General features: G+C 73.2%; 23 protein-coding genes. 13 read left to right on the top strand and 10 right to left on the bottom strand.

Translation table 11 applies throughout. The features are described from left to right. Positions 1-37: 37 nt before the first annotated feature. The 3 genes from ACGF4F_RS10720 to ACGF4F_RS10710 all read right to left on the bottom strand — a co-directional run bounded on the left by ACGF4F_RS10720 (position 38) and on the right by ACGF4F_RS10710 (position 3,155). A complete protein-coding gene (locus tag ACGF4F_RS10720; RefSeq protein ID WP_393076700.1) occupies positions 38-922 on the bottom strand; it encodes a glycine betaine ABC transporter substrate-binding protein in 885 nt (294 codons plus the stop codon). A gap of 74 nt (positions 923-996) precedes the next feature. After that, a complete protein-coding gene (locus ACGF4F_RS10715; RefSeq protein WP_393076697.1) occupies positions 997-1,890 on the bottom strand; it encodes an ABC transporter permease in 894 nt (297 codons plus the stop codon). Beyond that, positions 1,887-3,155: a glycine betaine/L-proline ABC transporter ATP-binding protein gene (locus tag ACGF4F_RS10710; protein WP_393076846.1), complete on the bottom strand. Its 1,269-nt coding sequence runs from the start codon at positions 3,153-3,155 to the stop codon at positions 1,887-1,889. The genes ACGF4F_RS10715 and ACGF4F_RS10710 overlap by 4 nt, the downstream gene beginning before the upstream one ends. Before the next feature lie 1,056 nt (positions 3,156-4,211). On the opposite strand from ACGF4F_RS10710, the gene ACGF4F_RS10705 reads away from it, so the two are divergent. Together ACGF4F_RS10705 and ACGF4F_RS10700 are read left to right on the top strand one after the other, a co-directional pair. Beyond that, the gene (locus ACGF4F_RS10705) at positions 4,212-4,481 is read left to right on the top strand and encodes a hypothetical protein (RefSeq protein ID WP_387272524.1); all 270 of its coding nucleotides are present in this window, start codon (positions 4,212-4,214) and stop codon (positions 4,479-4,481) included. Continuing rightward, positions 4,481-5,518, top strand: coding sequence for a hypothetical protein (locus ACGF4F_RS10700; protein WP_393076694.1), 1,038 nt, complete (start codon positions 4,481-4,483; stop codon positions 5,516-5,518). The genes ACGF4F_RS10705 and ACGF4F_RS10700 overlap by 1 nt, the downstream gene beginning before the upstream one ends. A 159-nt stretch (positions 5,519-5,677) precedes the next feature. Here the strand turns inward: ACGF4F_RS10700 and ACGF4F_RS10695 are convergent, their stop codons facing one another. Further along, entirely contained in the window at positions 5,678-6,841 is a 1,164-nt protein-coding gene (locus tag ACGF4F_RS10695; protein ID WP_393076691.1) for an acyl-CoA dehydrogenase family protein, read from the bottom strand. 218 nt (positions 6,842-7,059) lie between these two features. On the opposite strand from ACGF4F_RS10695, the gene ACGF4F_RS10690 reads away from it, so the two are divergent. The 3 genes from ACGF4F_RS10690 to ACGF4F_RS10680 are packed head-to-tail and all read left to right on the top strand — an operon-like array spanning position 7,060 to position 10,601. After that, on the top strand, positions 7,060-7,752 hold the full coding sequence (locus tag ACGF4F_RS10690) for a hypothetical protein (RefSeq protein WP_393076688.1): 693 nt from the start codon (positions 7,060-7,062) through the stop codon (positions 7,750-7,752). A gap of 24 nt (positions 7,753-7,776) precedes the next feature. Further along, the gene (locus ACGF4F_RS10685; RefSeq protein ID WP_393076685.1) at positions 7,777-9,951 is read left to right on the top strand and encodes a sensor histidine kinase; all 2,175 of its coding nucleotides are present in this window, start codon (positions 7,777-7,779) and stop codon (positions 9,949-9,951) included. Further along, positions 9,948-10,601, top strand: coding sequence for a response regulator (locus ACGF4F_RS10680; protein WP_393076682.1), 654 nt, complete (start codon positions 9,948-9,950; stop codon positions 10,599-10,601). Before ACGF4F_RS10685 ends, ACGF4F_RS10680 begins: the two co-directional genes overlap by 4 nt. Here the strand turns inward: ACGF4F_RS10680 and ACGF4F_RS10675 are convergent. Beyond that, a complete protein-coding gene (locus ACGF4F_RS10675; RefSeq protein ID WP_393076679.1) occupies positions 10,592-11,179 on the bottom strand; it encodes a TetR/AcrR family transcriptional regulator in 588 nt (195 codons plus the stop codon). The two genes, ACGF4F_RS10680 and ACGF4F_RS10675, sit on opposite strands and share 10 nt — an antisense overlap. Positions 11,180-11,250: 71 nt before the next feature. Between ACGF4F_RS10675 and ACGF4F_RS10670 the strand changes: the two genes are divergently transcribed. Then, complete coding sequence (locus ACGF4F_RS10670) at positions 11,251-12,456, top strand: FAD-dependent monooxygenase (RefSeq protein ID WP_393076676.1); 1,206 nt, start codon at positions 11,251-11,253, stop codon at positions 12,454-12,456. 48 nt (positions 12,457-12,504) lie between these two features. Here ACGF4F_RS10670 and ACGF4F_RS10665 read toward each other — a convergent pair whose 3' ends face one another. Both ACGF4F_RS10665 and ACGF4F_RS10660 read right to left on the bottom strand, forming a co-directional pair. Further along, positions 12,505-13,032, bottom strand: a complete 528-nt coding sequence (locus ACGF4F_RS10665; protein ID WP_393076673.1) for an SRPBCC family protein — start codon at positions 13,030-13,032, stop codon at positions 12,505-12,507. Between the two features lie 2 nt (positions 13,033-13,034). Further along, complete coding sequence (locus ACGF4F_RS10660; RefSeq protein ID WP_393076670.1) at positions 13,035-13,343, bottom strand: ArsR/SmtB family transcription factor; 309 nt, start codon at positions 13,341-13,343, stop codon at positions 13,035-13,037. Between the two features lie 116 nt (positions 13,344-13,459). Here ACGF4F_RS10660 and ACGF4F_RS10655 point away from each other — a divergent pair, with 116 nt between their 5' ends. Next, positions 13,460-14,389, top strand: a complete 930-nt coding sequence (locus ACGF4F_RS10655; protein ID WP_393076667.1) for an LLM class F420-dependent oxidoreductase — start codon at positions 13,460-13,462, stop codon at positions 14,387-14,389. Here the strand turns inward: ACGF4F_RS10655 and ACGF4F_RS10650 are convergent. After that, a complete protein-coding gene (locus ACGF4F_RS10650) occupies positions 14,373-14,597 on the bottom strand; it encodes a hypothetical protein (RefSeq protein WP_393076664.1) in 225 nt (74 codons plus the stop codon). The genes ACGF4F_RS10655 and ACGF4F_RS10650 overlap by 17 nt on opposite strands. Before the next feature lie 94 nt (positions 14,598-14,691). Between ACGF4F_RS10650 and ACGF4F_RS10645 the strand changes: the two genes are divergently transcribed. The 3 genes from ACGF4F_RS10645 (at position 14,692) to ACGF4F_RS10635 (ending at position 20,596) form a co-directional block, all read left to right on the top strand. Beyond that, on the top strand, positions 14,692-15,417 hold the full coding sequence (locus tag ACGF4F_RS10645) for a hypothetical protein (RefSeq protein WP_393076661.1): 726 nt from the start codon (positions 14,692-14,694) through the stop codon (positions 15,415-15,417). Continuing rightward, positions 15,414-16,646: an FAD-binding protein gene (locus tag ACGF4F_RS10640; RefSeq protein WP_393076658.1), complete on the top strand. Its 1,233-nt coding sequence runs from the start codon at positions 15,414-15,416 to the stop codon at positions 16,644-16,646. Before ACGF4F_RS10645 ends, ACGF4F_RS10640 begins: the two co-directional genes overlap by 4 nt. Before the next feature lie 215 nt (positions 16,647-16,861). Beyond that, complete coding sequence (locus ACGF4F_RS10635) at positions 16,862-20,596, top strand: S8 family serine peptidase (RefSeq protein WP_393076655.1); 3,735 nt, start codon at positions 16,862-16,864, stop codon at positions 20,594-20,596. A gap of 118 nt (positions 20,597-20,714) precedes the next feature. Here the strand turns inward: ACGF4F_RS10635 and ACGF4F_RS10630 are convergent, their stop codons facing one another. Together ACGF4F_RS10630 and ACGF4F_RS10625 are read right to left on the bottom strand one after the other, a co-directional pair. Beyond that, positions 20,715-21,860: a site-2 protease family protein gene (locus tag ACGF4F_RS10630; protein ID WP_393076652.1), complete on the bottom strand. Its 1,146-nt coding sequence runs from the start codon at positions 21,858-21,860 to the stop codon at positions 20,715-20,717. Positions 21,861-21,967: 107 nt separating this feature from the next. Next, positions 21,968-22,816, bottom strand: coding sequence for an alpha/beta fold hydrolase (locus tag ACGF4F_RS10625; RefSeq protein WP_357434849.1), 849 nt, complete (start codon positions 22,814-22,816; stop codon positions 21,968-21,970). Here ACGF4F_RS10625 and ACGF4F_RS10620 point away from each other — a divergent pair. The 3 genes from ACGF4F_RS10620 (at position 22,815) to ACGF4F_RS10610 (ending at position 24,838) form a co-directional block, all read left to right on the top strand. After that, positions 22,815-23,000: a hypothetical protein gene (locus ACGF4F_RS10620; protein WP_393076649.1), complete on the top strand. Its 186-nt coding sequence runs from the start codon at positions 22,815-22,817 to the stop codon at positions 22,998-23,000. The genes ACGF4F_RS10625 and ACGF4F_RS10620 overlap by 2 nt on opposite strands. An 88-nt stretch (positions 23,001-23,088) precedes the next feature. Continuing rightward, complete coding sequence (locus ACGF4F_RS10615) at positions 23,089-24,027, top strand: ABC transporter ATP-binding protein (RefSeq protein ID WP_393076646.1); 939 nt, start codon at positions 23,089-23,091, stop codon at positions 24,025-24,027. A 1-nt stretch (position 24,028) separates the two neighbouring features. Further along, a complete protein-coding gene (locus tag ACGF4F_RS10610; RefSeq protein WP_393076643.1) occupies positions 24,029-24,838 on the top strand; it encodes an ABC transporter permease in 810 nt (269 codons plus the stop codon).

The following is a 24,838-nucleotide window of genomic DNA, read 5'->3' as shown; positions in this document are numbered from 1 at the left end:
CGCCGGCAACGCGGCGGGCCCCCGGTCACGGGACGGGTCAGGCGAGCGCCTTCAGGTAGTCGGGGTTGGCCTTCAGCCACTCCTCGACAGCCTTCTTCTCGTCACCCTTGTGGGTGTTGAACATCAGGTCCTCCAGGGACCCGAGCTGCTGGTTGTCCATGGTGAACTTCGCCAGCATCTTCGTGACCTCGGGAAAGTCCTTGCCGAAGCCCTGGCGGCCGAAGGTGTTGATCTGCTCGGCCTGGCCCAGGGTCCCCTTCGGGTCGGCCAGGTCCTTCAGCTCGTACTTCGCGTAGGCCCAGTGCGGGTGCCAGAGGGTGACCACGATCGGCTTCTGGTCGGCGATCGCGGCGTCGAGCGCGGCCAGCATGGCCGGGGTGGAGGAGGTCTTCAGCTTCATGGCGTCGGCCAGGCCGTAGCCGGGCAGCACCTTCTCCTGGGTGGCCTTGGTGAGGCCGGCGCCCGGCTCGATACCGATCAGCTGCCCGCCGAAGGTGCCGGCCTTGCCGGCCAGATCCTCGAGCGAGTCGACGCCGTCGACGTACTTCGGCACCGCGATGCTGAGGCTGGCGTCGTCGTACCAGACGCCGATCTTCTCCAGCTTGTCGCCGTACTTCTCCAGGTAGGAGGCGTGGGTCTGGGGCAGCCAGCCGTCCAGGAACAGGTCGATGTCGCCGCCGGCGAGCCCGCCGTAGACCAGCCCGGCCTCCAGGTTCTTGAGCTGGACCCGGTAGCCCTTCTCCTCCAGGATGTGCTGCCACAGGTGGGAGGCAGCGATCGCCTCGTCCCAGGCCATGTAGCCGATGGTGATCTTCTTGCCGTTGCCGGACCCGCCGTCCGACTTCGCGCTGCAGGCGGCACCGCCCAGCGCCAGGGTGGCGGTCACGGCGAGCGCCAGCACGCGCCTCAGGGTCGTGAACACGGATTGTCCTTCCTTCTCTGAACAGCCGGCGGACCCGCGTACGCGGGCCCAGGGGTGCCGGCGGAGGGCGACAGTCAGGCGGCCTGCCGCGCCAGGCGCTGCGCCCGCGCGGAGGGGAACCGGTCGCCCACGGAGTCGGTGAGCCGGTCGAGCACCACGGCGAGGACCACGACGGCGATGCCGCCCTCGAAGCCGCTGCCCACCTCGACCTGGGAGAGCGCGAACATGATCACGTCGCCGAGGCCGCCGGCGCCGACCATGCCGGCGATGACCACCATGGACAGGGCCAGCATGATGACCTGGTTGACCCCGGTCATGATCGTCGGCAGGGCCAGCGGCAGCTTGGTCCGCAGCAGCACCATCCACGGTGGCGCGCCGAACGACTCGGCGGCCTGGACGATCTCCTTGTCGACCTGCCGCAGGCCGAGCTCGGTCAGACGTACGCCGGGCGGCATGCTGAACACCAGCGTGGCCAGCACGCCGGGCACGGTGCCGATGCCGAAGAAGAAGATCGCCGGGATCAGGTAGACGAACGCCGGCATGGTCTGCATGAGGTCCAGCACCGGCCGGGCCACGGTGGACGCCCGCCGGTTCTCCGCGATGAAGATGCCCAGCGGGATCGCCAGCAGCAGGGCGAGCACGCTCGCCACGAGCACCTGGGCGAGGGTGCTCATGGTCTCCTCCCAGTACGGCATCCCGGCCACCACGCCGAGGCCGACCGCCGTCCCGAGGCCGAACTTCCAGCCGCGCAGCCACCAGCCGAGCCCGGCCAGGACCAGCACGACCGCCACCGGCGGTACGCCGGTGAGCAGCTCGTCGAGCGGGCGGACCAGGGCGTCGACCACGGCCGCGACCGCGTCGAAGACCGGGCCGAGGGCGCCGGTGGCCCAGTCGACGGCGGATTCGGTCCAGGCACCCAGCGGCACCCGGGGCAGCTCGACGTCGAGCGGGGACCAGGTGTGACTCATGTCAGCTCTCCCTTCGTGCCCACCAGCTCGACCTCGGCCGGGTCGGGTGCCGGCTCGTCCACCGCGGCCACCTCGTCCGGGGTGGCGCTGGCCAGGGCGCTGAGCAGGGTGATCCGGGGGATCACCCCGGCCAGCCGGCCCCGGTCGTCGAGGACGGCCACCGGATGCTGGCTCTCCGCGCAGTCGGCGAACAGGTCGGCCACCGCGGTGTCCTCGGTGACCGTGCGGACCCGCTCGGTCGAGACGTATCCGTCGAGGCTCGGCCGGCCCTCGCGCAGCGCCCGCAGCACATCGTCCTCGGTGACCGTGCCGAGGAACTTCTTCATCGGCCCGGTCACGTAGACCGCCGAGGTCTGGCTCTCCCGCAGCGCCTTCGCGGCCACCCGGGGGCCGGCGTTGACGTCCAGCACGTGGTGCGGCTTCTCCATCACCGACGCGGCGGTCAGGATCCGGGTCCGGTCGACGTCGGCGACGAACTGCGCCACATACCCGTTGGCCGGGTCGGTGAGGATCTCCTCGGCGGTGCCGATCTGGACGATCCGGCCGTCCCGCATCACCGCGATCCGGTCGCCGAGCCGCATGGCCTCGTTCAGGTCGTGGGTGATGAAGATGATGGTCTTGCCCAGTTCGGCCTGGAGTTCCAGCAGCTGGTCCTGGATCTCCCGGCGGATGAGCGGGTCCAGCGCCGAGAACGCCTCGTCCATCAGCAGGATGTCGGTGCCGGCCGCGAGCGCGCGGGCCAGCCCGACCCGCTGCCGCATACCGCCGGAGAGGTCGTGGGGGAGCTTGTCCGCCCACTCCTCCAGGCCCACCATGCGCAGCGCGTCCAGCGCGCGTTCGCGCCGCTCGGCCTTGGGCAGGCCGGCGACCTCCAGGGCGTACCCCGCGTTCTCCAGCACCGTCCGGTGCGGCATCAGCGCGAAGTGCTGGAAGACCATGCTGATCTTCTCGCGCCGCAGCTTGCGCAGCGCGGCGGGCTTGAGCGTGGTCAGTTCGACCCCGTCGACCTGCACACTGCCCCGGGTGGGCCGGAGCAGACCGTTGAGCATCCGGATGAGGGTGGACTTGCCGGAGCCGGAGAGGCCCATCACCACGAAGATCTCGCCGGGGCGTACCTCGAAGTTCGCGTCGATCACGGCGGCCGTGGCCGGCAGGCCCGCCAGCGCCTCGGCGCGCGGGGCGCCGGTCGCGAGGCGCCTCATCGCCTCGTCAGCTCGATTGCCGAATATTTTGTAGAGCGACTTCACTGCGAGTGCGGGCACGATCCCCTCTCCGATGGAACCGGTGGCGGATCACGCCATCGGTGGCCATCTTCGCGTCTCGTCCGTCGATATCAACATCGGTCACATTCCGGGGGCCGCAGGGGCCGGCCCGGAAACTTACCGACGTCATCGGCGAGAATCCAGTCGTAACCGGGGGGACTGTGGAATTAACCACAAAAACTGCACGCTTTTCGGCGTCGAATTCGGTCGCCGGTACGCACGGCGGACGCGCCGCACCGGGGTGTGCGCCGGGCGGTTGGACCCGCTCTGGGCTCTTTGTTCCGTCCGGTACGGGCGCCGGTGCCGAGCGGTCCGCTGCCGCCGTTCGTCCCCGAATATGACGACGGCGATAGAGAACAGTCATGAGCTCGTGATTTTCCGTCACGCGATTGTCATATTCGGACGACGATCCCGACCCGTCGGGTGGCGCGGTTCGCAATCGGTTCGCTTGCCATCCGGAAATCGCCGAATATGGATCGCCCGCGTCCCCGAAGAAGCCGAATCCAGCGCGTTCGTGGGCGCGGCACCGCATGCTCGCCGGATGCCAGGCGTGTCCTCCCACGACCAGCCGGCCGATCGGATCGCCTGGTCTCGCCGGCCGCCCGCCGCCACGATCCGGCCGTGCCGAGGCACGGCTCCGCCCCGGCAGGGTTGCCGCCGCGACGGCAAGCTGATCGAGGACAGACCGGCCGACGGATTGCCGACAGGACGTCCGACCCCCGCCCGGCGCATTGTTGGTGCAGTGGAGGCTTTGGATGGCGGGCCACATCCCATCCCTCCGGCCCCGGCGGCGACTCCGTGTCGTCGCCGGACGCCGCCAGCGCCGAGCGCGGCCGTGACGCCGCCGGCGGGCCTGGCCACCGCCCGGTCCACCGCGCGCCGCCCGGCCGAGGCCCGGCCCGGCGCCGTCCTGACCGGACGGTGCCAGCCGTCAGGACACCGACGTCACCACCTCCGACCGGCCTCGCCGGGATCGTCGTCGTGAACCGCGGCGCCCCGCCTGACCGGCCGGGCGTACCGGCGGACGCCGGGCGCAGAGCAAGGAAGGAGGGGGCGGAGATGGCCGCTCCCACCGTGACCGCCAGCCTCAACCGCTCGACCTACTCCCCAGGCGACCAGATGACCCTCACGGTCACCTACGCCGACCCGGACACCCGGCCCGTCACGGTCACCATCGTGGTGACCGACTCCCAGGGCAACAGCAGCGCCCCGGTCAAGGCCACGGCGGTCATCGACCCGCTCACCGTGAGCGTGACCGACGATTCCGGCCGGACCTGGACGAAAGTCTCCGACACCGGGTCGGTGGCCGTGTACCGGGCGGTGGCGTGATGCCGCAGGTCACGGTCACCGTGCGGGACAACGGCGGGCACACCGCCACCGCCACCGCCAGCTACACCGTCGCCCCGCCGGTGCTGGGCGGCTACTACCTCGCCGGGAACGCCGACCCGACGGCCGACCTGGCCGGCGGCAACTTCCGCTCCCTCACCCAGTACCGCAGCTTCGCCGACGGCTACACCTTCCCCGGATACAACCAGTCGTGGCTCACCACCCTCGGCCGCAAGGGGATCGCGGTCAACATGGTGCTCGAACTGAAGTACTACGGCGCAACCAGCATCGGACCGCAGACCTTCACCGTGGACGGGGCCACCTACACCGTCCCGGCCCCGGCGATGACCATCCAGCAGCGCCCAGGGACCACCTGGCCGAAGGCGTACGGGTACGGGCAGGTTCTCGCCGGCCTCTGCGACGGGCTCTTCGCGAGGGCGCTGTCGCAGTACCGGACCCTGGGCTTCCCGGTCAACATCCAACTCGCCTCCGAGCTGGACACCGACCACGAGTTCGGCACCACCGAGTCGGGGGTGGCGTACGACTGGGCCAACTCGGATGCCCGGGCCGTGCAGGCGATGACCTACATCGTGAACTGGTTCAAGGCCCGCCCGCTGCCCGCCGGCACCACCTTCTCGGTCGGCTCGGGCGGCTTCGACCGGGCCGCCTACCGGCGTACCCACCCGGAGTCGCTGATGGCGAAGCTGGACTTTCTGCATTGGAACGTCTACGCCACCGACCCGAGCGACACCGCCCTGGGCCGGTTCCGGCGCACGAAGGACTGGGCGGTGGCCGATCTCGGCCCGGTGGCGCTCTCCCGTCCGGTGCTCATCGCGGAGTGGGGGGTACGGGTTGCCGAGTTCCCCAATCAGGCCGCCTGGATCGCCACGGTGCCGGCGGCCATCGCCCAGCTCAACGCCGAGCGGAGCCCGCGGATCGTGCGCACCAACTACTTCAACTCGGGCTGGGGCACCCTCACCCCGAAGGACGCCGGGCTGGCCGCGCTGCGGGCGGCGTACGCCACCCGGCCGTACATCTGACGAGCCGGCCCAGCGTTTCGGCCTACGCGCCGAAACTCGGCTGACGCGTCGGGGCCGGCCGCCGAGCCCCTCGGCGGCCGGCCCCACGCGGGCCGGCGGACCCCTCTGCACGCCGGCCCCTGGGCCGGGGGACCCCTCCACCCACCGGCCCGGGTCAGGTCAGTACGCCAGCGTCACCGGCCGGCCCAGCAACTGCGCCCCGTTGTTCCCCAGCCAGCCCTCGGCGGCTGCGGCGTGCTGCGCGAACGTGTGGATGTCCCGGAACCGGCGCTGGATCGGCGCGGAGTCCCGGGCCGCACCGCCGCCGGCCGCCCGGTAGCAGGTGTCCACGGCGGCGATCGCCTGCTCGGTCACCCAGGGCAGCGAGGCGGAGATGGTCGGGTGCAGGGCGGCGATCCGTCCCGGGTCCTCGGCGCAGGCCGCCCAGAGTTCGTCGGCGAGCGCGGCGAGCAGGGCCCGCGCGGCGCGGACGTTCAGGTCGGCCCGACCGAGCTGGACCCGGAACGCGGGCGAGTCGGCGAGCGGCTGCCGGGCGTAGAGGCGCTGCCGCCCGTCGCCGAGCAGCGCGGTCATCTCGTCCAGTGCGCCCTGCGCGATGCCGACCGCGACCGCACCCAGGTGCAGCACGAAATGCACCAGCGGCGCCACGAACCCCGGCCCGGGAACGCACGGCGTGCCGGTGAACAGGTCGAAGCTCTCCTCCGCCGGACAGAACGCCGACTCGACCAGCACGTCGTGGCTGCCGGTGCCACGCAGGCCGAGCACGTGCCAGGTGTCCACCACGGTCACCCGGTCGGCCGCGAAGAGCATCGAACGGGTCTCCGGCGGCTGCCCGTCCGCCCCGGGCAGCGGCTGGCCGTCCGCGGTGACCAGGCAGTTGCCGAAGATCCAGTCGGCGTGCCGGCAGCCGCTGGCGAACCCCCACCGCCCGCTCACCTGGAACCCGCCGTCGGCCAGCTCGGCCCGGCCCAGTGCGGCGAAACCGCCGGCCACCACCACGTCCGGGCCGGCGGCGTAGAGCTTGTCGAACCGGTCGCGGGGGAGCATGGCGAGCAGGTGCGGGCTCTCCGCGCCGATCATCACGGTCCAACCGGTCGAGCCGTCCGCCCGCGCCAGGGTCTCCAGCACCGCCATTCCCGTGCGCAGGTCCACCTCGTAGCCGCCGTGGCTGCGGGGCACGAACATCCGGAAGCAACCGGCCGCGCGGAGCCGGTCGTGCAGGTCGGCGGGCAGCTCTCGGGCCTGCTCGATCTCCTCGGCCCGGGCGGTCAGCTCCGGCGCCAGCTCGCGTACGGCGGTCAGCAGGTCGTGGCGGTGCTCCATGGCGGCCTCCTCGTCGGTGTGGCGGTTCCACCGTGGCGGGTGCGCCGTCCCGATCGCCAGGGACACCGGTACCGACCGGGCGGGACGCCGGTGGTGTCCCGGGCCGGCGGCGGAACCGCCCGGACGATCGGGACGCCGTGGCCCATGCGCCCGGGACACCGGGACGGCCACGCTTCGCCTGCGGCGATCCGCCGCGGCCCCCGACCGGAGGAGGAACCATGACCAGCGCCACGCTCGACGCCACCGCCACCGCCACCACGACCGCCACCGACCGTCCCCGCCGCGCCTGGGCGGTCGCCGGGACGCTCGCCGGGCTCACCGGCGTCGCGCTCTTCCTGTTCAGCCCGGGCCTGTCCGACGTGGACCGGTCGCTGATCGCCGACAACGCCCGGTACGTGGCCGCGATGGACGGCCGGGAGGCGTACGTCTGGGTCTTCCAGGTGCTGTCCGGGCTGGCCGCCGGTTGCCTGGCGGTCTTCGCGGCCGGGCTGCGGCGGCGGTTGGCGGCCCGGGAGCCGGCCGGCGGCCTGCTGCCCGACGTGGCGGCCGGCGGCCTGCTGCTCACCGCGGCGCTGCTGCTGGTCGGCGGCGGTGTCTCCACCGAGCTCTACTGGGACCTGCTGCACCTGTCCGAGACCGACGCCGACACGGTCGCGGCGCTGGCCACCGGCTACAACACCCTCCCATGGGTGTGGGCGGGGGCCGGGCTCAGCGCCGGCGCGGTGGCGGTCGCCGGGCTGCGCCGCCGGTCGGTGAGCCGCTGGCTGGCGGTGTTCAGTCTGCTGATGACCCTGCTGGTGGTGGTCACCCAGGCGGTGCCACTGCAGTATCTGGCGCTGGCCCCGGCGGCGCTCTGGGCCACTGTCGCCGGACTGACATTCGCGCTAGAGCGTCGGGGTCTCGGCAACTGACCCGGCGGCTGTCAGGATCAGCCCATGTCCGCCGAGCCGACGACGGCACCACCGGGCGGCGACCGGCGTCACCCGGTCGCCGCCCGGCTGGTCGCCGCCGGCTGCGCGCTCCTGCTCACCGGTACGGCCGTCTGCTGGGTCCTCGCCCGCCGGCCGTGGGGCCTGTCCCAGCTCTTCTTCCTGGTCGACTTCACCGACTGCGCGGTCTACGGCACGGTCGCCTGGCTGGTGCTGCTGCGGCGCGGGCACCCGGTCGCCTGGCTGCTCGCCGCGACCGGAGTGGGTGGCGGCCTGTCCGCGTTGAGCGCGCAGTACGTGGACCTGCTCGCGGTGCGGCCCGGGCTGCCCGCCCCGGTGCTGCTCACCTCGGCCCGTGACTGGGCCTGGGTGCCCGGGATGCTCGCGCTCATCACGGTGGTGCCCTGGCTGGTCCGGGAGGGGCGGCTGCCCGTACCGGCCCGGGTCGCGGTGGCCGCCGGCGCCCTGGTGACCGCCGGGATCGAGCTGTTCCACCTGACCTGGCCCGGCCGGCCGGGCCGGCCCTCGGGCGCGCTGCCGCTCGGCGTGCCCGGCTGGGCGGACGTCGTGGACACCGGGGACCTGCTGCTGTTCCGGGCGGTGCCGCTGCTCGGCCTGGTCGCCGCTGCCGGCCTGGTACACCGGTGGCGTACCGGGCCGCCGGCCGAGCGGGTCGGGCTGGGCTGGCTGGCCGTCGGCACCGGGCTGCTCGCGGTCAGCTTCGCCCCGCTGGGCTTCCCCGGCTGGGCCGGGTACGTCCCGGACTGGCTCGCCCCGACCGCCATGCTCGCCTCCCAGGCGTTCTTCCCGGCCGCGGTGCTGGCCGTGGTGCTCCGGCAGCGGCTGTGGGGGATCGAGATCGCGGTCCGCCGCACCCTGGTCTGGTTCCTGCTCACCTTCCTGCTGGTGACCGCGTACGTGGTGGGGGTGAGCGTGCTCGACGCGCTGCTGCCGGCCAGTCCCGCGGTGCCGGGGGTGCTGGTCACCGCGCTGGTGGCGGTGGGCATGCAGCCCGTGCGGGCCCGGGTGCAGCGCGGCGTCGACCGGCTGATCCACGGCGAGGCGGTGGAGCCGCTCGGCGTGGTACGCGGCGTCGGGCACCGGATCAGCGCCTCCGCGGACCCGGCGGACGTGCTGACCGGGGTGGCGCAGAGCCTGACCGACCTGCTCCGTCTCGGCGCCTGCGCGATCGAGGTGGACGGTCCGGAGCCGTACGCCGCGCACGGGTCGTCCCCGGGGCCGGTCGGCGCGCCGCTGGTGCTTCCGCTACGCCGGGGCGGCACCGAGATCGGTCGGCTGGTGGCCTGGGCCCGGGCGGGGGAGCGGCTGGACGGGCGTACCCGTTCGGCCCTGGTCGACCTGGTGCCGGTGGTCGCCTCGGCGGCCAGCCTGGCCGCCACCAGCCGGGCGCTGGCCGCCTCGCGGGCCCGGCTGGCCGAGGCGCGTGAGGAGGAACGCCGCAAGCTGCGGCGCGACCTGCACGACGGGCTCGGGCCGGCGCTGGCCGGGGTGGCGTTGGGCCTGCAGGCGACCCGTAACCTGCTCACCGTGGATCCCGAGGCGGCCGGGCGGTTGCTGGACCGGCTGCGCGACGAGGTCGACCAGCGCGTCGAGCACGTGCGGGACCTGGCCCGGGGGCTGCTGCCGCCGGTGCTGGGCGAGCGCGGCCTCGCCCCGGCGCTGCACGAGCTGGCCCAGCGGTACGAGGGATCGGGGCTGGCCGTCGGGGTGCTGGCCGCGCCGCTGCCGCTGCCCGAGCCGGTGGCGACCGCGATCTACGGCATCGTCTCCGAGGCGGTCCGCAACGTGCACCGGCACTCCGGCGCGGCGAGCTGTCGGGTGCGCGTCGACCGGGACGACGCGGGGCTCACCGTGCGGGTCGAGGACGAGGGGCGGGGCGTGGCGCCGGGGACGCCGGGCGGGATCGGGATGCGCTCGATGCGGGAACGGGCCGAGGGGGTCGGCGGCGTCTGCGTCGTGTCGCCGGGGGAGGGCGGCGGCACCAGCGTGCTCGTCCGGGTGCCGGCCGCGCGGCTGTCGGCGTACGAGTCGGATCGGGCGCTGCCGACGGTGGACGCCGCGCGGCCCGACCCCGCCATCTCGGGGGAACAGGCGTGGTCCGCTGCCGGCGTGGAGGCTGCCGGGCCGGGCCCGGTGCGGCCGGCGGTGGTGGGGCCGTGAGCGGGGAGACGATCCGGGTCGCGGTGGTGGACGACCACCCGGTGTTCCGGCTGGGCATGACCGCGCTGCTCGCCTCGACTGCCGGGCTGGCGGTGGTCGGCGAGGCCGCCGACGCGGACGGCGCGCTCCGCGTCGCCGACCAGCAGCGGCCGGACGTGATCATCATGGACCTGCACCTGGGCGGCCGGTCCGGGGTGGCGGCCACCCGGGAGATCGTCACCCGGCACCCGGGTATCGGAGTGCTGGTGGTGACCATGCTGGACGACGACGACTGGGTCTTCGCGGCGCTGCGCGCCGGTGCCCGGGGCTACCTGCTCAAGGGTGCGGCGCCGGCCGAGGTGGAGCGGGCGGTCCGGGCGGTCGCCAACGGCGAGGTGCTGCTCGGCCCGGTGATCGCGAGCCGGGCGGTGAGCTACCTGTCCGGGGCCCGGGCGTCCGGGGCGGCGCCCTTCCCGGAGCTGACCGACCGGGAGCGCGAGGTGCTCGACCTGGTCGCCCAGGGGTTGAGCAACGTGGTCATCGCCCGCCGGTTGACGCTCAGCCCGAAGACCGTCCGCAACCACCTGTCCAACGTGCTCGCCAAGCTCCAGGTGGCCGACCGCGGCCGGGCCATCGTCCGGGCCCGGGAGGCCGGCCTCGGTCAGCCCTGACCGGCGCGGAACTCGTCGGCGACGATCCGCAGCGCCCGGGTCAGCTCCGCCGCCGACGGCGCCGCCTCCGGGTCGACCAGGTACTGGGCGGCCAGGCCGCCGAGCAGCGCCTGGTGGAAGGCGCCGAGCGCGAGCGCGGTCGGCTCGTCGGCGGCCGGGTCGACCCGGTGGAAGACCTCGGCGAGGCCGATCCGGGCCTGGTGGTTGGCGGTGGCGAACGCCGCCCGCAGTTCCGGTAGGCGGTCCATCTGCGCGATCAGCTCGAACTGGATGGCCCAGAGCGGGCGCAGCCGGGCAAAGGACTCGATGATCCGCTCCCAGGTCGCCTCGAACCGCTGCTCGGGCGTGGCCGTCGCGTCGGTGTCCTCGGCGAGGGCGCGGCCCAACTCCTCACCCCATTCCGCCATCGCCTCGATCAGGGCCTCGTTGAGCAGGGCCTTCGTGGTGCGGAAGTGGTAACCGATGGCGGCCAGGCTGGTGCCGGCCGCGGTGGCGACATCCCGGGCCGTGGTGCCCGTGTATCCCTTCTCGATCAGGCAGCGCTTGGCACCGGCGAGCAGGTCCTCCCGATTTCCCATGCCGACAGGGTAGCGGATTTCTTGAACAAGCGTCTTGCACAACTGTCTAACACGCTTGTACAGTCATCGGCATGACCGATGTGTTGATCTCCGGCGCCGGTGTCGCCGGCCCCGCTCTGGCCTGGTGGCTGCGCCGTCACGGTTTCCGTCCAACCGTCGTCGAGCGCGCCCCGGCGCTCCGCGCCGGGGGCTACAAGGTGGACATCCGGGGTGCGGCCCTGGCGGTCGTCGACCGGATGGGCCTGGGGGACGAGGTGCGGCGGCACGACACCGGCATGCGGCTGGCCCGCTTCGTGGACTCGTCGGGCCGGCAGCGCGCCACCATGGACGCCGCGCTCTTCGGCGGCCGGGAGGGGGACGACGTCGAGGTCATGCGCGGCGACCTGGCCCGCATCCTGGTCGACGCCACCCGCGACGTGGACTACCTCTTCGACGACTCGATCGTCGCGCTGGACCAGCGGGCCGACGGGGTGGAGGTCGCCTTCGAGCGGGCACCGAGCCGCCGCTTCGACCTGGTGATCGGCGCCGACGGGCTGCACTCGACGGTGCGGCGGCTGGCCTTCGGCCCTGGCTCGGCATACCTGCGCCCGCTCGGGCACCACATCGCGATCTTCACGGTGCCGGCCGGGTACGGCGAGCAGCGGGTCGAGCTGATGCACCCCGCCCCGGGACGCACGGTCGGTGTCTACCGGACCGCCGGCGCGCCGGACGCGCGGGCCCTCTTCCTCTTCCCCTCGCCGGCCGAGGAGCCCGACCGCCGGGACGTCGCCGGGCAGCAGGCGGCACTGGCCCGGGCGTACGCCGGGGCCGGCTGGCGGGTGCCGGAGTTGCTCGCCGCGATGTCGGACGCGCCGGACTTCTACTTCGACGCGATGAGCCAGGTGCGGATGGACGGCTGGTCGACCGGGCGGGTCGGGCTGCTCGGCGACGCCGCCTACGGTGCCTCGCCGGCCTCCGGGCAGGGCACCAGCCTGAGCCTGGTCGGGGCGTACGTGCTGGCCGCGTCGCTGGCCGAGGCGGCCGGCGACCCGGCCGCCGGGTTCGTCGCGTACGAGCGGCGGATGCGCCCGTTCGTGGCGGCGAACCAGCAGCTCGCCGAGCGCAACCTGAAGGGCATGGTGCTCGGCTCGGCCGCGCAGATCCGGTTCCAGACGTTGATGCTGCGGCTCATGCCGCACCTGCCGGGCCGGGAGGGGATGATCCGCCGGGTCACCGAGCCGATCCGCAAGGCGGCCACCGCGATCACCCTGCCAGACGTCCCGGCCACCGCGCGCTGAATCAGGCGGCCGTGGGGGTGGCGCTCCGCCGCCCCCACGGCGTCCGCGTCAGGAGTCCAGCCGCTCGGCGTACGCGTCGCGCAGCCGTGCCCAACCGAAGTCCAGTGCCTCGCCGCCGCGGATCGGGCCGACCGGGTCGCCGTCGAGCAGGTGGCCGGCCACGTCCAGGCAGAGGTGCCAGCCGGCGGCCATGATCGGGGCCTGGTCGGCCTGCTCGATCCGGTGCCGCAGGGTCAACCGGGTGCCCGGGCCCGCCGGGGCCAGCTCCCAGCGCAGCAGGTCGTCGCCCCAGGTGTACTCCAGCAGCGACGGGCGCTCGGCGCGGACCACGGTGGCCGGCGCCTCGAAGGTCCGATCGCCGTCGACCATGCTGAGCGTGGCCCCGCCGGGCGTGCCGAGGTCGCGGCTGGCGAGGAAGGGCGCCCACTGGGCCAGCTGGTCCGGCTCGGTCAGCGCGGCCCACACCTTCTCCGGCGGGTGCCGCAGGTCCCGGACGAACACCAGGTCCCACCGGTCACCGGCCGGTACGCGGGCGACCTCGGCGAGCGGGCCGGGCCGGAAGTTGTCGCGCTCCATGGTCACTCCTGACTGTCGAGGTGGCGCTCCAGGGCGTCGAGGTGGTCCGCCCACATCCGCCGGTACGGCCTGAGCCAGTCGTCCACCGCGCGCAGCGGGCCCGGGTCGATCCGGTAGATCCGCTGCTGGGCCGCGGTGCGGCAGGTGACGAAGCCGGCCTCGCGGAGCACCTTGAGGTGCTTGGAGACGGCCGGCTGGCTCATCCCCAGCGCGTCCACCAGGTCACCGACGCTGCTCTCGGTGCGGCGCAGCCGGTCGAGGATGCGGCGTCGGGTGGGTTCGGCCAGGACGGCGAAGGCGTCGACGGACACCGGTCCAATATGCCTCATCGGTTATATGCCTGTCAAGGAATGCAGGGAGGTCGACCGCCCGGGCAGGTCCCCTCCTTCCCCCTCGGCCGGGCCCGGCGGCTCAATATGCTCGGGCCATGGAACTGCGGATCTTCACCGAACCCCAGCAGGGCGCCAGCTACGACCAGCTGCTCGCCGTGGCCCGCTGCGCCGAGGAGACGGGCTTCGGCGCGTTCTTCCGCTCCGACCACTACCTGAAGATGGGCTCGGTGACCGGCGAGCCGGGTCCGACCGACGCCTGGACCACCCTCGCCGGCCTGGCCCGGGACACCGCCCGGATCCGGCTCGGCACGCTGATGACCGCGGCCACCTTCCGGCTCCCCGGCCCGCTCGCCATCACCGTGGCGCAGGTCGACCAGATGAGCGGCGGCCGAGTCGAGCTGGGCATCGGCACCGGCTGGTACGCCGACGAGCACACCGCGTACGGCATCCCGTTCCCGCCGGTCGGGGAGCGCTTCGACCGGCTGGAGGAGCAGCTCGCCGTCATCACCGGGCTCTGGGAGACCCCGGCCGGTCGGACCTTCGACCACCCCGGCAAGTACTACCCGGTGAGCGACTCGCCGGCGCTGCCCAAGCCGGTGCAGCAGCCCCGGCCGCCCATCCTGCTCGGCGGGAAGGGGCCGAAGCGCACGCCCCGCCTCGCCGCCCGGTACGCCGACGAGTTCAACCTGCCGTTCGCCTCGCTCGCGGACTCGGCGGCCCAGTTCCAGCGGGTGCGGGACGCCTGCGCCGAGGTCGACCGGGACCCGTCCACCATGGTCTGGTCCAACGCGCTGGTGCTCTGCTGCGGGCGGGACGAGGCGGAGGTGGCCCGCCGGGCCGCGGCGATCGGCCGGGAGCCCGCCGAGTTGCGCGAGAACGGCCTCGCCGGCACGCCCGCCGAGATCGTCGACAAGCTCGGCCGGTACGCCGGGATCGGCAGCCAGCGGGTCTACCTCCAGGTGCTCGACCTGACCGACCTGGACCACCTGGAGCTGGTCGCCGCCGAGGTCATGCCGCAGCTCTGACGATCGACCACGCCCGCCCGGCGGCCGTTCGAGGCGCCGGGCCGGGCCCCGGCGGCTCCGGCTCGGGCTCCGGGATCGGCGCCGGCACCGGATGCCCGGTCGGTGCGGCGCCGACCCGGCCGGGGCCCACGCCGGTCGGGTCGAGCTTCTCCTCGGCCGGGCGCACCTCGGGGCGGCGGGTGGGGGCGGGGTCGCGGTGGCTGGTCATCGGCACCGGGTTCCCCGTCCGGGCCGAATCAACCGTGCCTTGACAGGTGGGCGGAAAATGCACCCGGACGACGGCGTCGGATCGGGGGTACGACATGGAACTGCACCGCAGCCGGGGGACACTGCCGCTGGCCATCGTCTGCGTGTTCGGCGGGGTGATGGTGCTCGTCGCCGGTGAGGGCTGGCTGCTGCGGATGCTGGCGGCACTCGGGGTCGTCGTGGTCGGCGGCGTGGCGCTGGTCGGCGCGGTGCGGCCGTTCCGCTTCGTCATCGGGCCGGACGGGCTGGACGTGCGCCGCCCGGGCCTGCGCGGGACGTACCGCTGGGAGTACTTCGACGCGCTCGCCCTCGACGACCGGGGGAGGCTGGTCGCGGTGCCCGCCGTCGGCCTGGGCCTGCGGACCACCGCGCGGCACCCGCGCGACGGTCGGCCCGCCGTCGAGCTCCTCCACCTCACCCAGGTAGGCGAGAGCCCGGACGAGATCGCGGCGGCGCTGACCCGGTACTCCGGTGGCCGGTTCGCCGACGCCCGCACCCCGGTGGCCACCCAGCTCCCCGGGACGGAGATCGCGTTCACCGTCGCCCTGCGCGGCTACGGGACGGCGCCGGTCGACGAGCTGGTGGGCCGCGCCCAGGATGCGCTGGCCCGGGGCGGCCCGGCCGAGCGGCGGGCCGTCCGCGCGGAGATCGAGCAGGCCCGGGCCGCCGGCATCCCGGTCGGGCTGCGCGGGTACGACATGGGCCAGGTCGACGCCGCGCTCGGCGCGCTCCACGCCGCCCTCGCCGAGGAACCCACCACCGACCGGGAGACCACCGCGTGACCGACGCCGGCCGCAACTGGGCGGGCAACGTGCGGTACGCCGCCCGGGCCCGCCACCGGCCGTCCAGCCTGGACGAACTGCGCCGGCTGGTGGCCGGCGCCGACCGGGTGCGGGCGGTGGGCACCGGGCACACGTTCAACCGGCTCGGTGACACCACGGGCGAGCTGGTCTCGCTGGCCGGGCTGCCGCCCACCGTCGTGCTGGACCGCGACCGCGGCACGGTCACCGTCCCCGCCGGCCTGCGCTACGGCGACCTCGCCACCCGCCTGCACGCCGAGGGGTACGCGCTGGCCAACCTCGCCTCGCTGCCGCACATCTCGGTGGCCGGCGCGGTCGCCACCGCCACCCACGGCTCGGGTGCCGCCCACGGCAACCTCGCCACCGCCGTGGCCGCCCTGGAACTGGTCACCGCCGACGGCGACCTGCTCACCGTGGACCGCGCGCACCCGAGGTTCGCCGGGATGGTGGTCAACCTCGGCGCACTGGGCGTGGTCACCCGGCTCACCCTGGACGTGGTGCCCGCCTTCCAGGTCCGCCAGTACGTCCGGCTCGGCCTGCCCCGCGCGGCGCTCGAAGCCGCCTGCGACGCGGCCTACAGCGTGAGCGTGTTCACCGGCTGGCGCTCGTCCCGCCTGGACCAGGTGTGGCTCAAACAGCGGGCCGACGCGCCACCACCCCCGGCGGACTGGCTGGACACCGTCGCCGCCGACGCGCCCTGCCACCCGGTGCCCGGCATGCCGGCGGAGCACTGCACCGCCCAGTTCGGCGCGCCCGGACCGTGGCACGAGCGGCTGCCGCACTTCCGGCTCGGCTTCATCCCGAGCAGCGGTGACGAACTCCAGTCGGAGTGGCACCTGCCCCGCACCTCGGCCGCCGCGGCGCTCGCCGCGCTCGACCCGGCCGCCGAGCGGATCGCCGCCGTGCTCCAGGTCTGCGAGCTGCGTACGGTCGCCGCGGACGGGTTGTGGCTCAGCCCGAACCATGACCGGGACAGCCTGGCGATCCACTTCACCTGGATCGGTGACGCGGCGCGGGTGGCCCCGGTGCTCGCCGAGGTGGAGGAGCGGCTGGCGCCGTTCGCCCCGCGCCCGCACTGGGGCAAGCTCTTCGGCCGGAACCCGGCCGCCACGTACCCCAGGTACGACGACTTCCGCGCCCTGCTGGCCGACCTCGACCCGGCCGGGAAGTTCCGCACCGACGAGCTCGACCGGTACTTCCCCCGCGGTTAGGCGGCGGCAGGACCCGCCGCGGTGGGCGTTCGGGCCGCCACCTTCGCGCTTTCACAGCACATCTTCGACACCGTCGAGCTTGCCCGTCGGGGCGTGTCCAGTTGGCGACATGTCGCCTCTGTGGCACCTGGCACCTAGTGACCACCATCGTGTCGGCAATCAGACTCCGGTGGTGTCAACAGTGGTTGACCAGCTTCGCTGAGAGGAGTAACACGATGAACCGGCTCTTACGCTGGACGGCCATGGCGGCGGTCGGCGTCCTGGCGGTGGGCGTTCCCGCCGAGGCAGCGCCACCGCCCCCGGCAGAAGCTGGCGGAGCCGCCGCGACCGCCAGCCCGTCCCGGGTCACTCTGATAACGGGCGACGTGGTGGAGTTGGTCGAGGCCTCGCCCGGCAGGTACGCCGCCTCCGTCCGGCCGGCGCCGGGCCGGGAAGCGATCACCTTCCACACCCTGGAAGTCGACGGCGGCCTGCGTGTACTGCCCAGCGACGTCGTGCCGTACGTGTCCACCGGTGTTCTCGACGGCGACCTGTTCGACGTACAGGAGCTCATCGAGCAGGGCTACGGGGACGAGGCGGCACCAAACCTGCCACTGATCATTCGCTACCGGGAGACCGGCCGGCAGACGATAGCCGGGGCACGGAGTGTCTCCAGGCTGGACAGCATCGGCGCCGCTGCGATCGTCGAGGACAAGGACGGGCTGACCGGGTTCTGGCGGGCAGCGGCCGGCAGCGGCCCAGGCGTCCGATCGCTCGGCGTGGACACGCCGCAGCTGGGGTCCGGCATCGCGCAGATCTGGCTCGACGGGCGGGTGAAGCCAACCCTCGACCGTAGCGTGCCGCAGATCGGCGCTCCGGCAGCCTGGGCGTCGGGGTACGACGGCGACGGTGTCACGGTGGCGGTATTGGACACCGGCATCGACGCGACACACCCCGACGTCGCTGGAAAGATCAGCGCGACGAGGAACTTCTCCAACAGCGCCACGACCGCCGACAAGTTCGGACACGGCACGCACGTTGCCAGCACGATCGCCGGCACCGGCGCCGCCTCGGACGGCCGACGCAAGGGCGTCGCACCCGGGGCGAACCTGCTCATCGGCAAGGTGCTGAACGACAGTGGCTCCGGCAACGAGTCGTGGATCATCGCCGGAATGGAGTGGGCGGTGAGTTCCGGAGCCGACGTGGTCAACATGAGCCTTGGCGGAAGTGCTACCGATGGCACCGACCCGTTGAGCGAGGCGGTCAACCGGCTCACCGCGAGCAGCGGCACCCTCTTCGTCGTCTCGGCTGGTAACGAGGGGGAGGAGTCGACCGTGGGCACTCCGGGTGCGGCCGACGCTGCGCTCACTGTCGGTGCGGTGGACCGCGACGAGAGTCTCGCGAGTTTCTCCAGCCGAGGTCCACGGTTGGGTGATTATGCGGTGAAGCCGGAAATCACCGCACCGGGTGTCGGGATCGTCGCGGCGCGGGCCGCCGGTACCGCGATGGGAACGCCGGTCGACGCGTACTACACCGCGGCGTCCGGCACGTCGATGGCTGCGCCGCACGTGGCCGGCGCGGCGGCGATCCTCGCCCAGCGCCACCCTGACTGGAACGCCGCGCAACTCAAGGACGCGCTGGTGAGCACGGCCCGCACCAATCCTGCCCTGACGGTGCACCAGCAGGGCGCCGGCCGGGTCGACGTGGCACGGGCGACTGCCCAGCAGGTGCACGCGACCGGAGTGCTCAACTTCGGGGTGCACACCGACACCACGCCGGCCGAGGCGCCGATCACCCGGCAGGTCTCCGTCACCAATACCGGGGACAGCGCGGTGACGCTGTCGCTCGCCGCACGCCTGGAGAACCTCGACTCTCACGCCGCGGACCAGGACGCTGTCGCGCTCGGCGCTGACCAGATCGTCGTACCAGCAGGCACGAGCCGGCAGGTGCCGGTCACGATCGACCCGGCCAAGCTCACCCGTGGACGGCACGGCGGTTGGCTCACGGCCAACGGCGCTGACGGGGTGCTGACCACCACTGCCCTGGCGGTGACCCTTGATGGCCCCAAGCACACCGTGACCCTGCGCGGGGTGGACCGCAGCGGCGCGGACACGAGCGTGTCCGTGGTCGCCCTGCACGGTGTCGACCCGCGCTCCGACGTGGTGAAGTGGATTCAAAAGGGCAAGCCTCTGACCGTCGAGGTCGAGGAGGGCAACTACCTGCTGCACGGCCTGATCTCGGACGGTGGGCCACTTGACTCACAGGCCACCCTGATCACCGACCCCCAGCTGAAGGTCACCCGGGACCTCGAGGTGGTCATCGACGCCCGCAAGGGGACCCCGATCACCATCGAGACACCGAAACCCGCCGAGCAGCAGGCGGTGCTGAGCTACTACGTACACCGCACCTTCGGTAACGGCCGGAGCATCAGCCACGGGGTCATGCAATTCAGCACTGTGCAGCAGGTCAACGTGACGCCCACCGACCCCGTCACCGACGGTGACTACGAGTTCGCCTCCCGGTGGCAACTCGTCGCGCCCATGGTGAGCGCCCACGTGTCCGGCGTGTCCGGGCCGCTCGACATCAACCTGCTGCACCGCTCACCGGCCTTCGACGGGGTACGCAACTTCCCGCTCGTCTGGGCCGGCACCGGCACCGAAGCGGAGTTGACCGCGGCGGGCGTACGCGGAGCCGCGGTGCTCATGGACAGTGCGAAGGGCCGTTCCGAGAGCGCCCAGGTGGCTGCCGCAGCAGCGGCCGGAGCCGCAGCCGCGCTGATCGTGCGGCCGGCCACGCAATCCGCATGGACGGTGTGGCGGCCGATCGCCACCCGGGAGCCGATCCCGGCGATGGTGGTCGCCAACGACGACGGCCAGCGCCTGAAGGCCGCCGCCACGACGGGAAAGCCGATGCTCAGCCTCACCCTTACCGTGTCCAGTCCGTACCTCTACGACGTGTTCCATGTCGAGCGGGCCCGGATCCCTTCGCAGGTCGTCCACAAGGTAACCGCGGAGAACTCGGCGCGGATCATCACCAGGTACGCCAACACCGGCGGGGATGAGTGGGCCAAGGAGCAGCGCTTCGGCTGGCGCCCCTGGCAGACGTACTCGTGGAACGACACCCAGCGCATGGTGCGCACGGGCGGGGAGCGCGAGGAGTGGGTTTCCGCCGGTGACTCGGTGTGGCAGCACCGGGTGGCGCACTACTACACCTGGGACGAGATGAATCCGCTCGGCGTCGGGATGCGCGACGCTCCGCGCAGCTACCAGGGCGACAGCCGGCTCCGCGAGGACTGGTTCACCCCGGTGGTGCGTCCGGCGGCGCCCCGCGGTGTCGCGGGCCTGGTGTCGACCCGCCGTGGCGACATCCTGGCCCTGCGGGTACCGGAATTCGTCGACGCCGCCGGCCACTACACGCTGTCGGGCGGCGGCGGTGAGCGCGACCTGGTGTCGGCACGACTGTCGCGCGACGGCGCCGTGCTCGCCGAGTTGCCCGATGCGCGGCGGGATGTGCCGACGGTGGCCGCCGACGCCTCATATCGGCTGGAGTTGACCACCGAGCGGGCGTCCAAGGAGTGGCAGTGGGCGACGCGCACGCAGACGGCGTGGGACTTCCGGTCGGGGCGCCCGGACGGTGACCCGGAAGAACCGCGGCCACTGCCGCTCCTGCAACTCGACTACTCCATTCCGGCCGACCTGGCCGGAACGGTGCCCGGGGACCACCCGCACAACATCGGTATCGCGCTGCGCAACCAGGACGGGTTGGCGGCTCCGGCCGGGGGCAGCGTCGGGGTCGAGGTGTCGTTCGACGAAGGGGCGACGTGGCGCTCGGTGAAGGTCGCGGGCGAGGACGGCGTCTTCCACGCGCTCGTGCCGCCGGGCACCGGCACGGTCTCGCTGCAGGTGCACGGCGCTGACGCCGACGGGAACGAGGTCACCCAGACGATCCTGCGAGCGTACGGGCTGCGCTGACCGCGGGCTGATCAGGGCGTCCGGAACGTGACGCCCTGATCAACCCCGGGCGACAGGGGCTCGTCCACACCGGGACCGTACGAAGGGCGGCGGTGGGAGTGCTGCCCGGGGATCCTGCTCAGCTGCCGCGGCCGCCGGTCATCTGCTCGCGCATGCTGCCGCGCTGCACGGCCCGGCTGATGTCGCTGGGCGAGACGATGCCGACCAGCCGCTGGTCGGACACCACCAGCGCCCGCCCGTCGGCGCACTGACTGAGCCGGGGGAGCAGGTCGGTGAGCTGCTCGTCCGGGGAGGCGAGCACCAGTTCCCCAGCCCGGCAGGACACCTCGCCCAGCGTGGTCGACTCGCGGCGGTCGGCCGGAATGCCCCGGACCCGGTCGAGGGTCACCAGGCCCACCGGGTGGCCGTCCTCGGTCAGCGGCAGCGCCGAGTGCCGGTACGCGAAGAGGTAGTGGTCCACGAAATCGGCGACGGTCATCTCCCCGGAGGCGGTCTGCGGTTGCGGGGTCATCACGTCGGCGACGCGTACCCCGCGCAGGGCGCTGCCCATCCGGGCCTGGCGCTCCTCTGCTCCGGCGGCCCCAATCAGGAACCAGCCGATCAGCGCCAGCCAGAGCCCGCCCACCCCGGCGCCCCGGAAGAACTGCCAGATCCCGACGGCGATCAGCACGATGCCGAGCCCCCAGCCGGCCCGGGCGGCCACCACCGACGCCTTCGTCCGGTCGCCGGTGGCCCGCCACACCACCGCACGCAACAGCCGTCCGCCGTCCAGTGGCGCGGCCGGCAGCACGTTGAAGATCGCCAGCAGCACGTTGATGCCGGCCAGCCAGGACAGCGCGCCGACCAGCAGGCCGCGCCCGGTGGCGAGCGAGACGAGGAACGCGATCACCCCGAAGAAGATGCCGAGCAGCAGGCTGACCAGCGGCCCGACCCCGGCGATCCGCAGCTCGGCACCGGGATCCCGGGCCTCGCCCTTCAGCTTGGACACCCCGCCGAAGAGCCAGAGCGTGATGTCCTCGACCTCGATCCCGTTGCGCTTGGCGATCACCGAGTGGGACACCTCGTGCGCGAGCAGGCCGAGGAAGAAGACCACCGCCGCGGCCAGCCCCGCCACCCAGTACGCGAAGGCCGAATGGCCGGGGTAGGAGCGCGGGAACAGACTGGCCGCCAGCGCCCAGGCGATCAGCACGAAGATGACCAGGACGCTCCAGTTGACCCCGATCGGTACACCCGCGACCCGGCCAAGCCGGAAGCTCGCCCTCATGGCTCGCACATACCCCTGACGAGGGCACCTATGCCAGCAGCGACCGCGCCAGCTCTCGCCCGCGACCGGCGGCGACCGTGCGCCCACGGCCGGCGGCGGCGTGCTGCTCAGTGTGGGGGAGCCTCGCTGACCACGGTCGGCGAGAACTGGTTGGCCGCCTCGACCGCCCATTCCAGCGCGTAGTCGGCCTCCTCCTCCCAGCCCGGCTCGCCGCCGACGAAGTGCGACCGGTGGGGGTTGCAGCGGAACCCGGTGAGCGCGGTCGAGCTCCGGTAGAGGTTGACGTTGGCGACGACCACCGAGGGCGGCACCACGTGGTCGGCGCCCCCGGCCGTCAACAGCAGCGGGGCGCGTTCGTCCCGCTTCTTGTCCACCTCGGTGGCCGCGTCCGGGTCCAGGTTGGCGAACGCCGCCTCGAACAGGACGCGGCCGGCGCCGGGTACGGCGTACCGCTCCCAGGCCGCGTCGGACTGCTGTGGGCTCAGCGTGTTGCCGAAGGCGAACCGGAAGTCCTCCTTGGTGAACGGCACCGCGCGGTTTCGGTTCGCCGGGCTGCGCAGGATCGAGAACGCTGAGCGCAGCGTGTTGAGCGGCAGCCGGAGCACGCCCTTGACCGGGGCGGGATGGAGGGCGACCCCGGCGGCGCCGAGCTTCCGGTCGAGCAGCAGTTGCGTGATCAGGCCGCCGAACGAGTGCCCCATGATGATCGGCGGCCGAGGCTGCTCCCGGACGATCCGGGCGTAGTGCTCGGTGATGTCGGCGATCCGCTGCCCAGCGATCGGCGTCGGGTCCGCCCGCAGCTCCTCGACCTCGGCCTCCATGCCGGGCCAGGCCGGCGTGAGCACCCGGAAGCCCTGCGCCCGGTACCGGTCGGCCCAGTGCTCCCAGCTGCGTGAAGTCATCCAGAGCCCGTGGATCAGCACGATCGTGTCGACCCGTCCCGTCGGTGCCGCCATGGTGACCTCCCCGTGTCGCGGTTGCCCGGCCCGGCGGTTACCCGGCCCGGCGGCGGTCAGTCACCGGCCCGGACGTGCCCGGCGACGCCCCGGATCAGCAGGCGCGGAGCTGGGCCTGCTGGTGGTCACCTTCGTCGGCGCGTTCCTGCTGCCGCGCCGGGCCCGCGAGGGCGGCGCGCACTGATCGGTGTCCACCGCCCTGACAAATGTCACGGGTGGAAGATGACGCGCGCTCCGGGGACGGCCCAGCCGTTCCCCGGAGCATCGTTGTCATGACCGACATCCCACCGGCCGTCGAGCTGGCCGGACTCACCAAGACCTTCGGCCCGGTGACCGCCGTCGACGGGCTCAGCCTCCGCGTCGAGCCGGGCGAGGTGGTGGCCTTCCTCGGCCCCAACGGCGCCGGCAAGACCACCACCGTGGACATGCTGCTCGGGCTGGCCCGCCCAGACGCCGGCACCGTCCGGGTCTTCGGCGGCACGCCGTCCGACGCCATCCGGCTCGGCCGGGTCGCCGCCGTGATGCAGACCGGCGGCCTGCTCAAGGACCTCACCGTCGCCGAGACGGTAAGGCTGACCGCGCACTTTTACGCGCAGCCCCGTCCGGTGGCGGAGGTGCTGGAGCGGGCCGGCATCGCCGACATCGCCGACCGCCCGGTGGGCAAATGCTCCGGCGGCCAGCAGCAGCGGCTGCGCTTCGCCCTGGCGCTGCTGCCGGATCCCGACCTGATGGTGCTCGACGAGCCGACCACCGGGATGGACGTCGAGGGGCGGCGGGACTTCTGGCAGGCCATCCGGGCCGACGCCCGGAACGGGCGGACCATCATCTTCGCCACCCACTACCTCGACGAGGCCGACGCCTACGCGGACCGGATCGTGCTGGTCCGGCAGGGCCGAGTGGTCGCCGACGGCACCACCGCCGAGATCAAGAACCTGGCCGTCGGCCGGATTGTCCGGGCCACCCTCCCCGGCGCCGACCAGGCCGCGCTCGCCGCGCTGCCCGGCGTCCAGGCGGTCGAGGTACGCGGTGACGCGGTGCTGGTGCGGACCGACGACTCGGACACCGTCGCCCGGCACCTGCTCACCCGCACCTCCGCGCGGGACCTCGAGATCACCTCCCGCAACCTTGAGGACGCGTTCCTCGCCCTCACCACCGACACCGGCGCCGCCGAAACCCTGACCGCCGATTCCGCGCAGCCCATCGGAGCCTGAGATGACCGTCGCCGCCTCGTCCACCACCACCACCACGCCGGCCCGGCCCGTCGACCGCCGTCCGCCTGCCCTGGGCGGGTTCTCCACCGCCGTGCTCGGCATCGAGATCCGCCGCGTGCTGCGCAACCGCCGTACGCTGATGTTCACGCTGGTCATGCCGGCGGTCTTCTTCCTGCTGTTCGGGCTGCCCCAGCGCGGCGAGGAGCTGCCCAACGGCCGCCCGGTCACCGGCTGGATCATGATCAGTCTCGCCGTGTACGCGGCCATGGTCGCCACCACCAGCGCGGGAGCGGCGGTCGCCACCGAGCGGGCGCTGGGCTGGAGCCGGCAGCTCCGGCTCACCCCGCTGCGCCCGGCCGCGTACGTGGCGATCAAGGTGGCCACCGCGATGGTGCTCGGCCTGGCCGGCGTGCTGGTCGAGTTCGCGGTCGGCGCCGTCGCCGGCGTACGCCTGCCGGTCGACATCTGGCTGCTCTCCGGGCTGGCCGCCTGGGCGGGTTCGCTGGTCTTCGCCGCCTTCGGGCTCTTCGTCGGCTACCTCGCCCCGGCCGAGAACGTCATGCAGTTCATGGGCCCGGTCCTGGCCATCCTGGCCATGTTCGGCGGGCTCTTCGTCCCGCTCGAGATGCTGCCGCACGCTTTCCAGGAGATCGCCAAGTTCACCCCGGTGTACGGCGTCGGCCAGCTCGCCCGGGCCCCGCTGACCGGGGACGGCCTGGACTGGGCGTCGGTCGCCAACCTGGTCGCCTGGACGGCGGTGTTCGGCCTCGGCGCGGCCCGGCTGTTCCGCCGCGACACCAGCCGCGTCTGA

This window comes from Micromonospora sp. NPDC047740 (assembly GCF_043204735.1).
Lineage (GTDB): Bacteria > Actinomycetota > Actinomycetes > Mycobacteriales > Micromonosporaceae > Micromonospora.
This window is presented reverse-complemented; position numbering and strand designations above follow the sequence as displayed.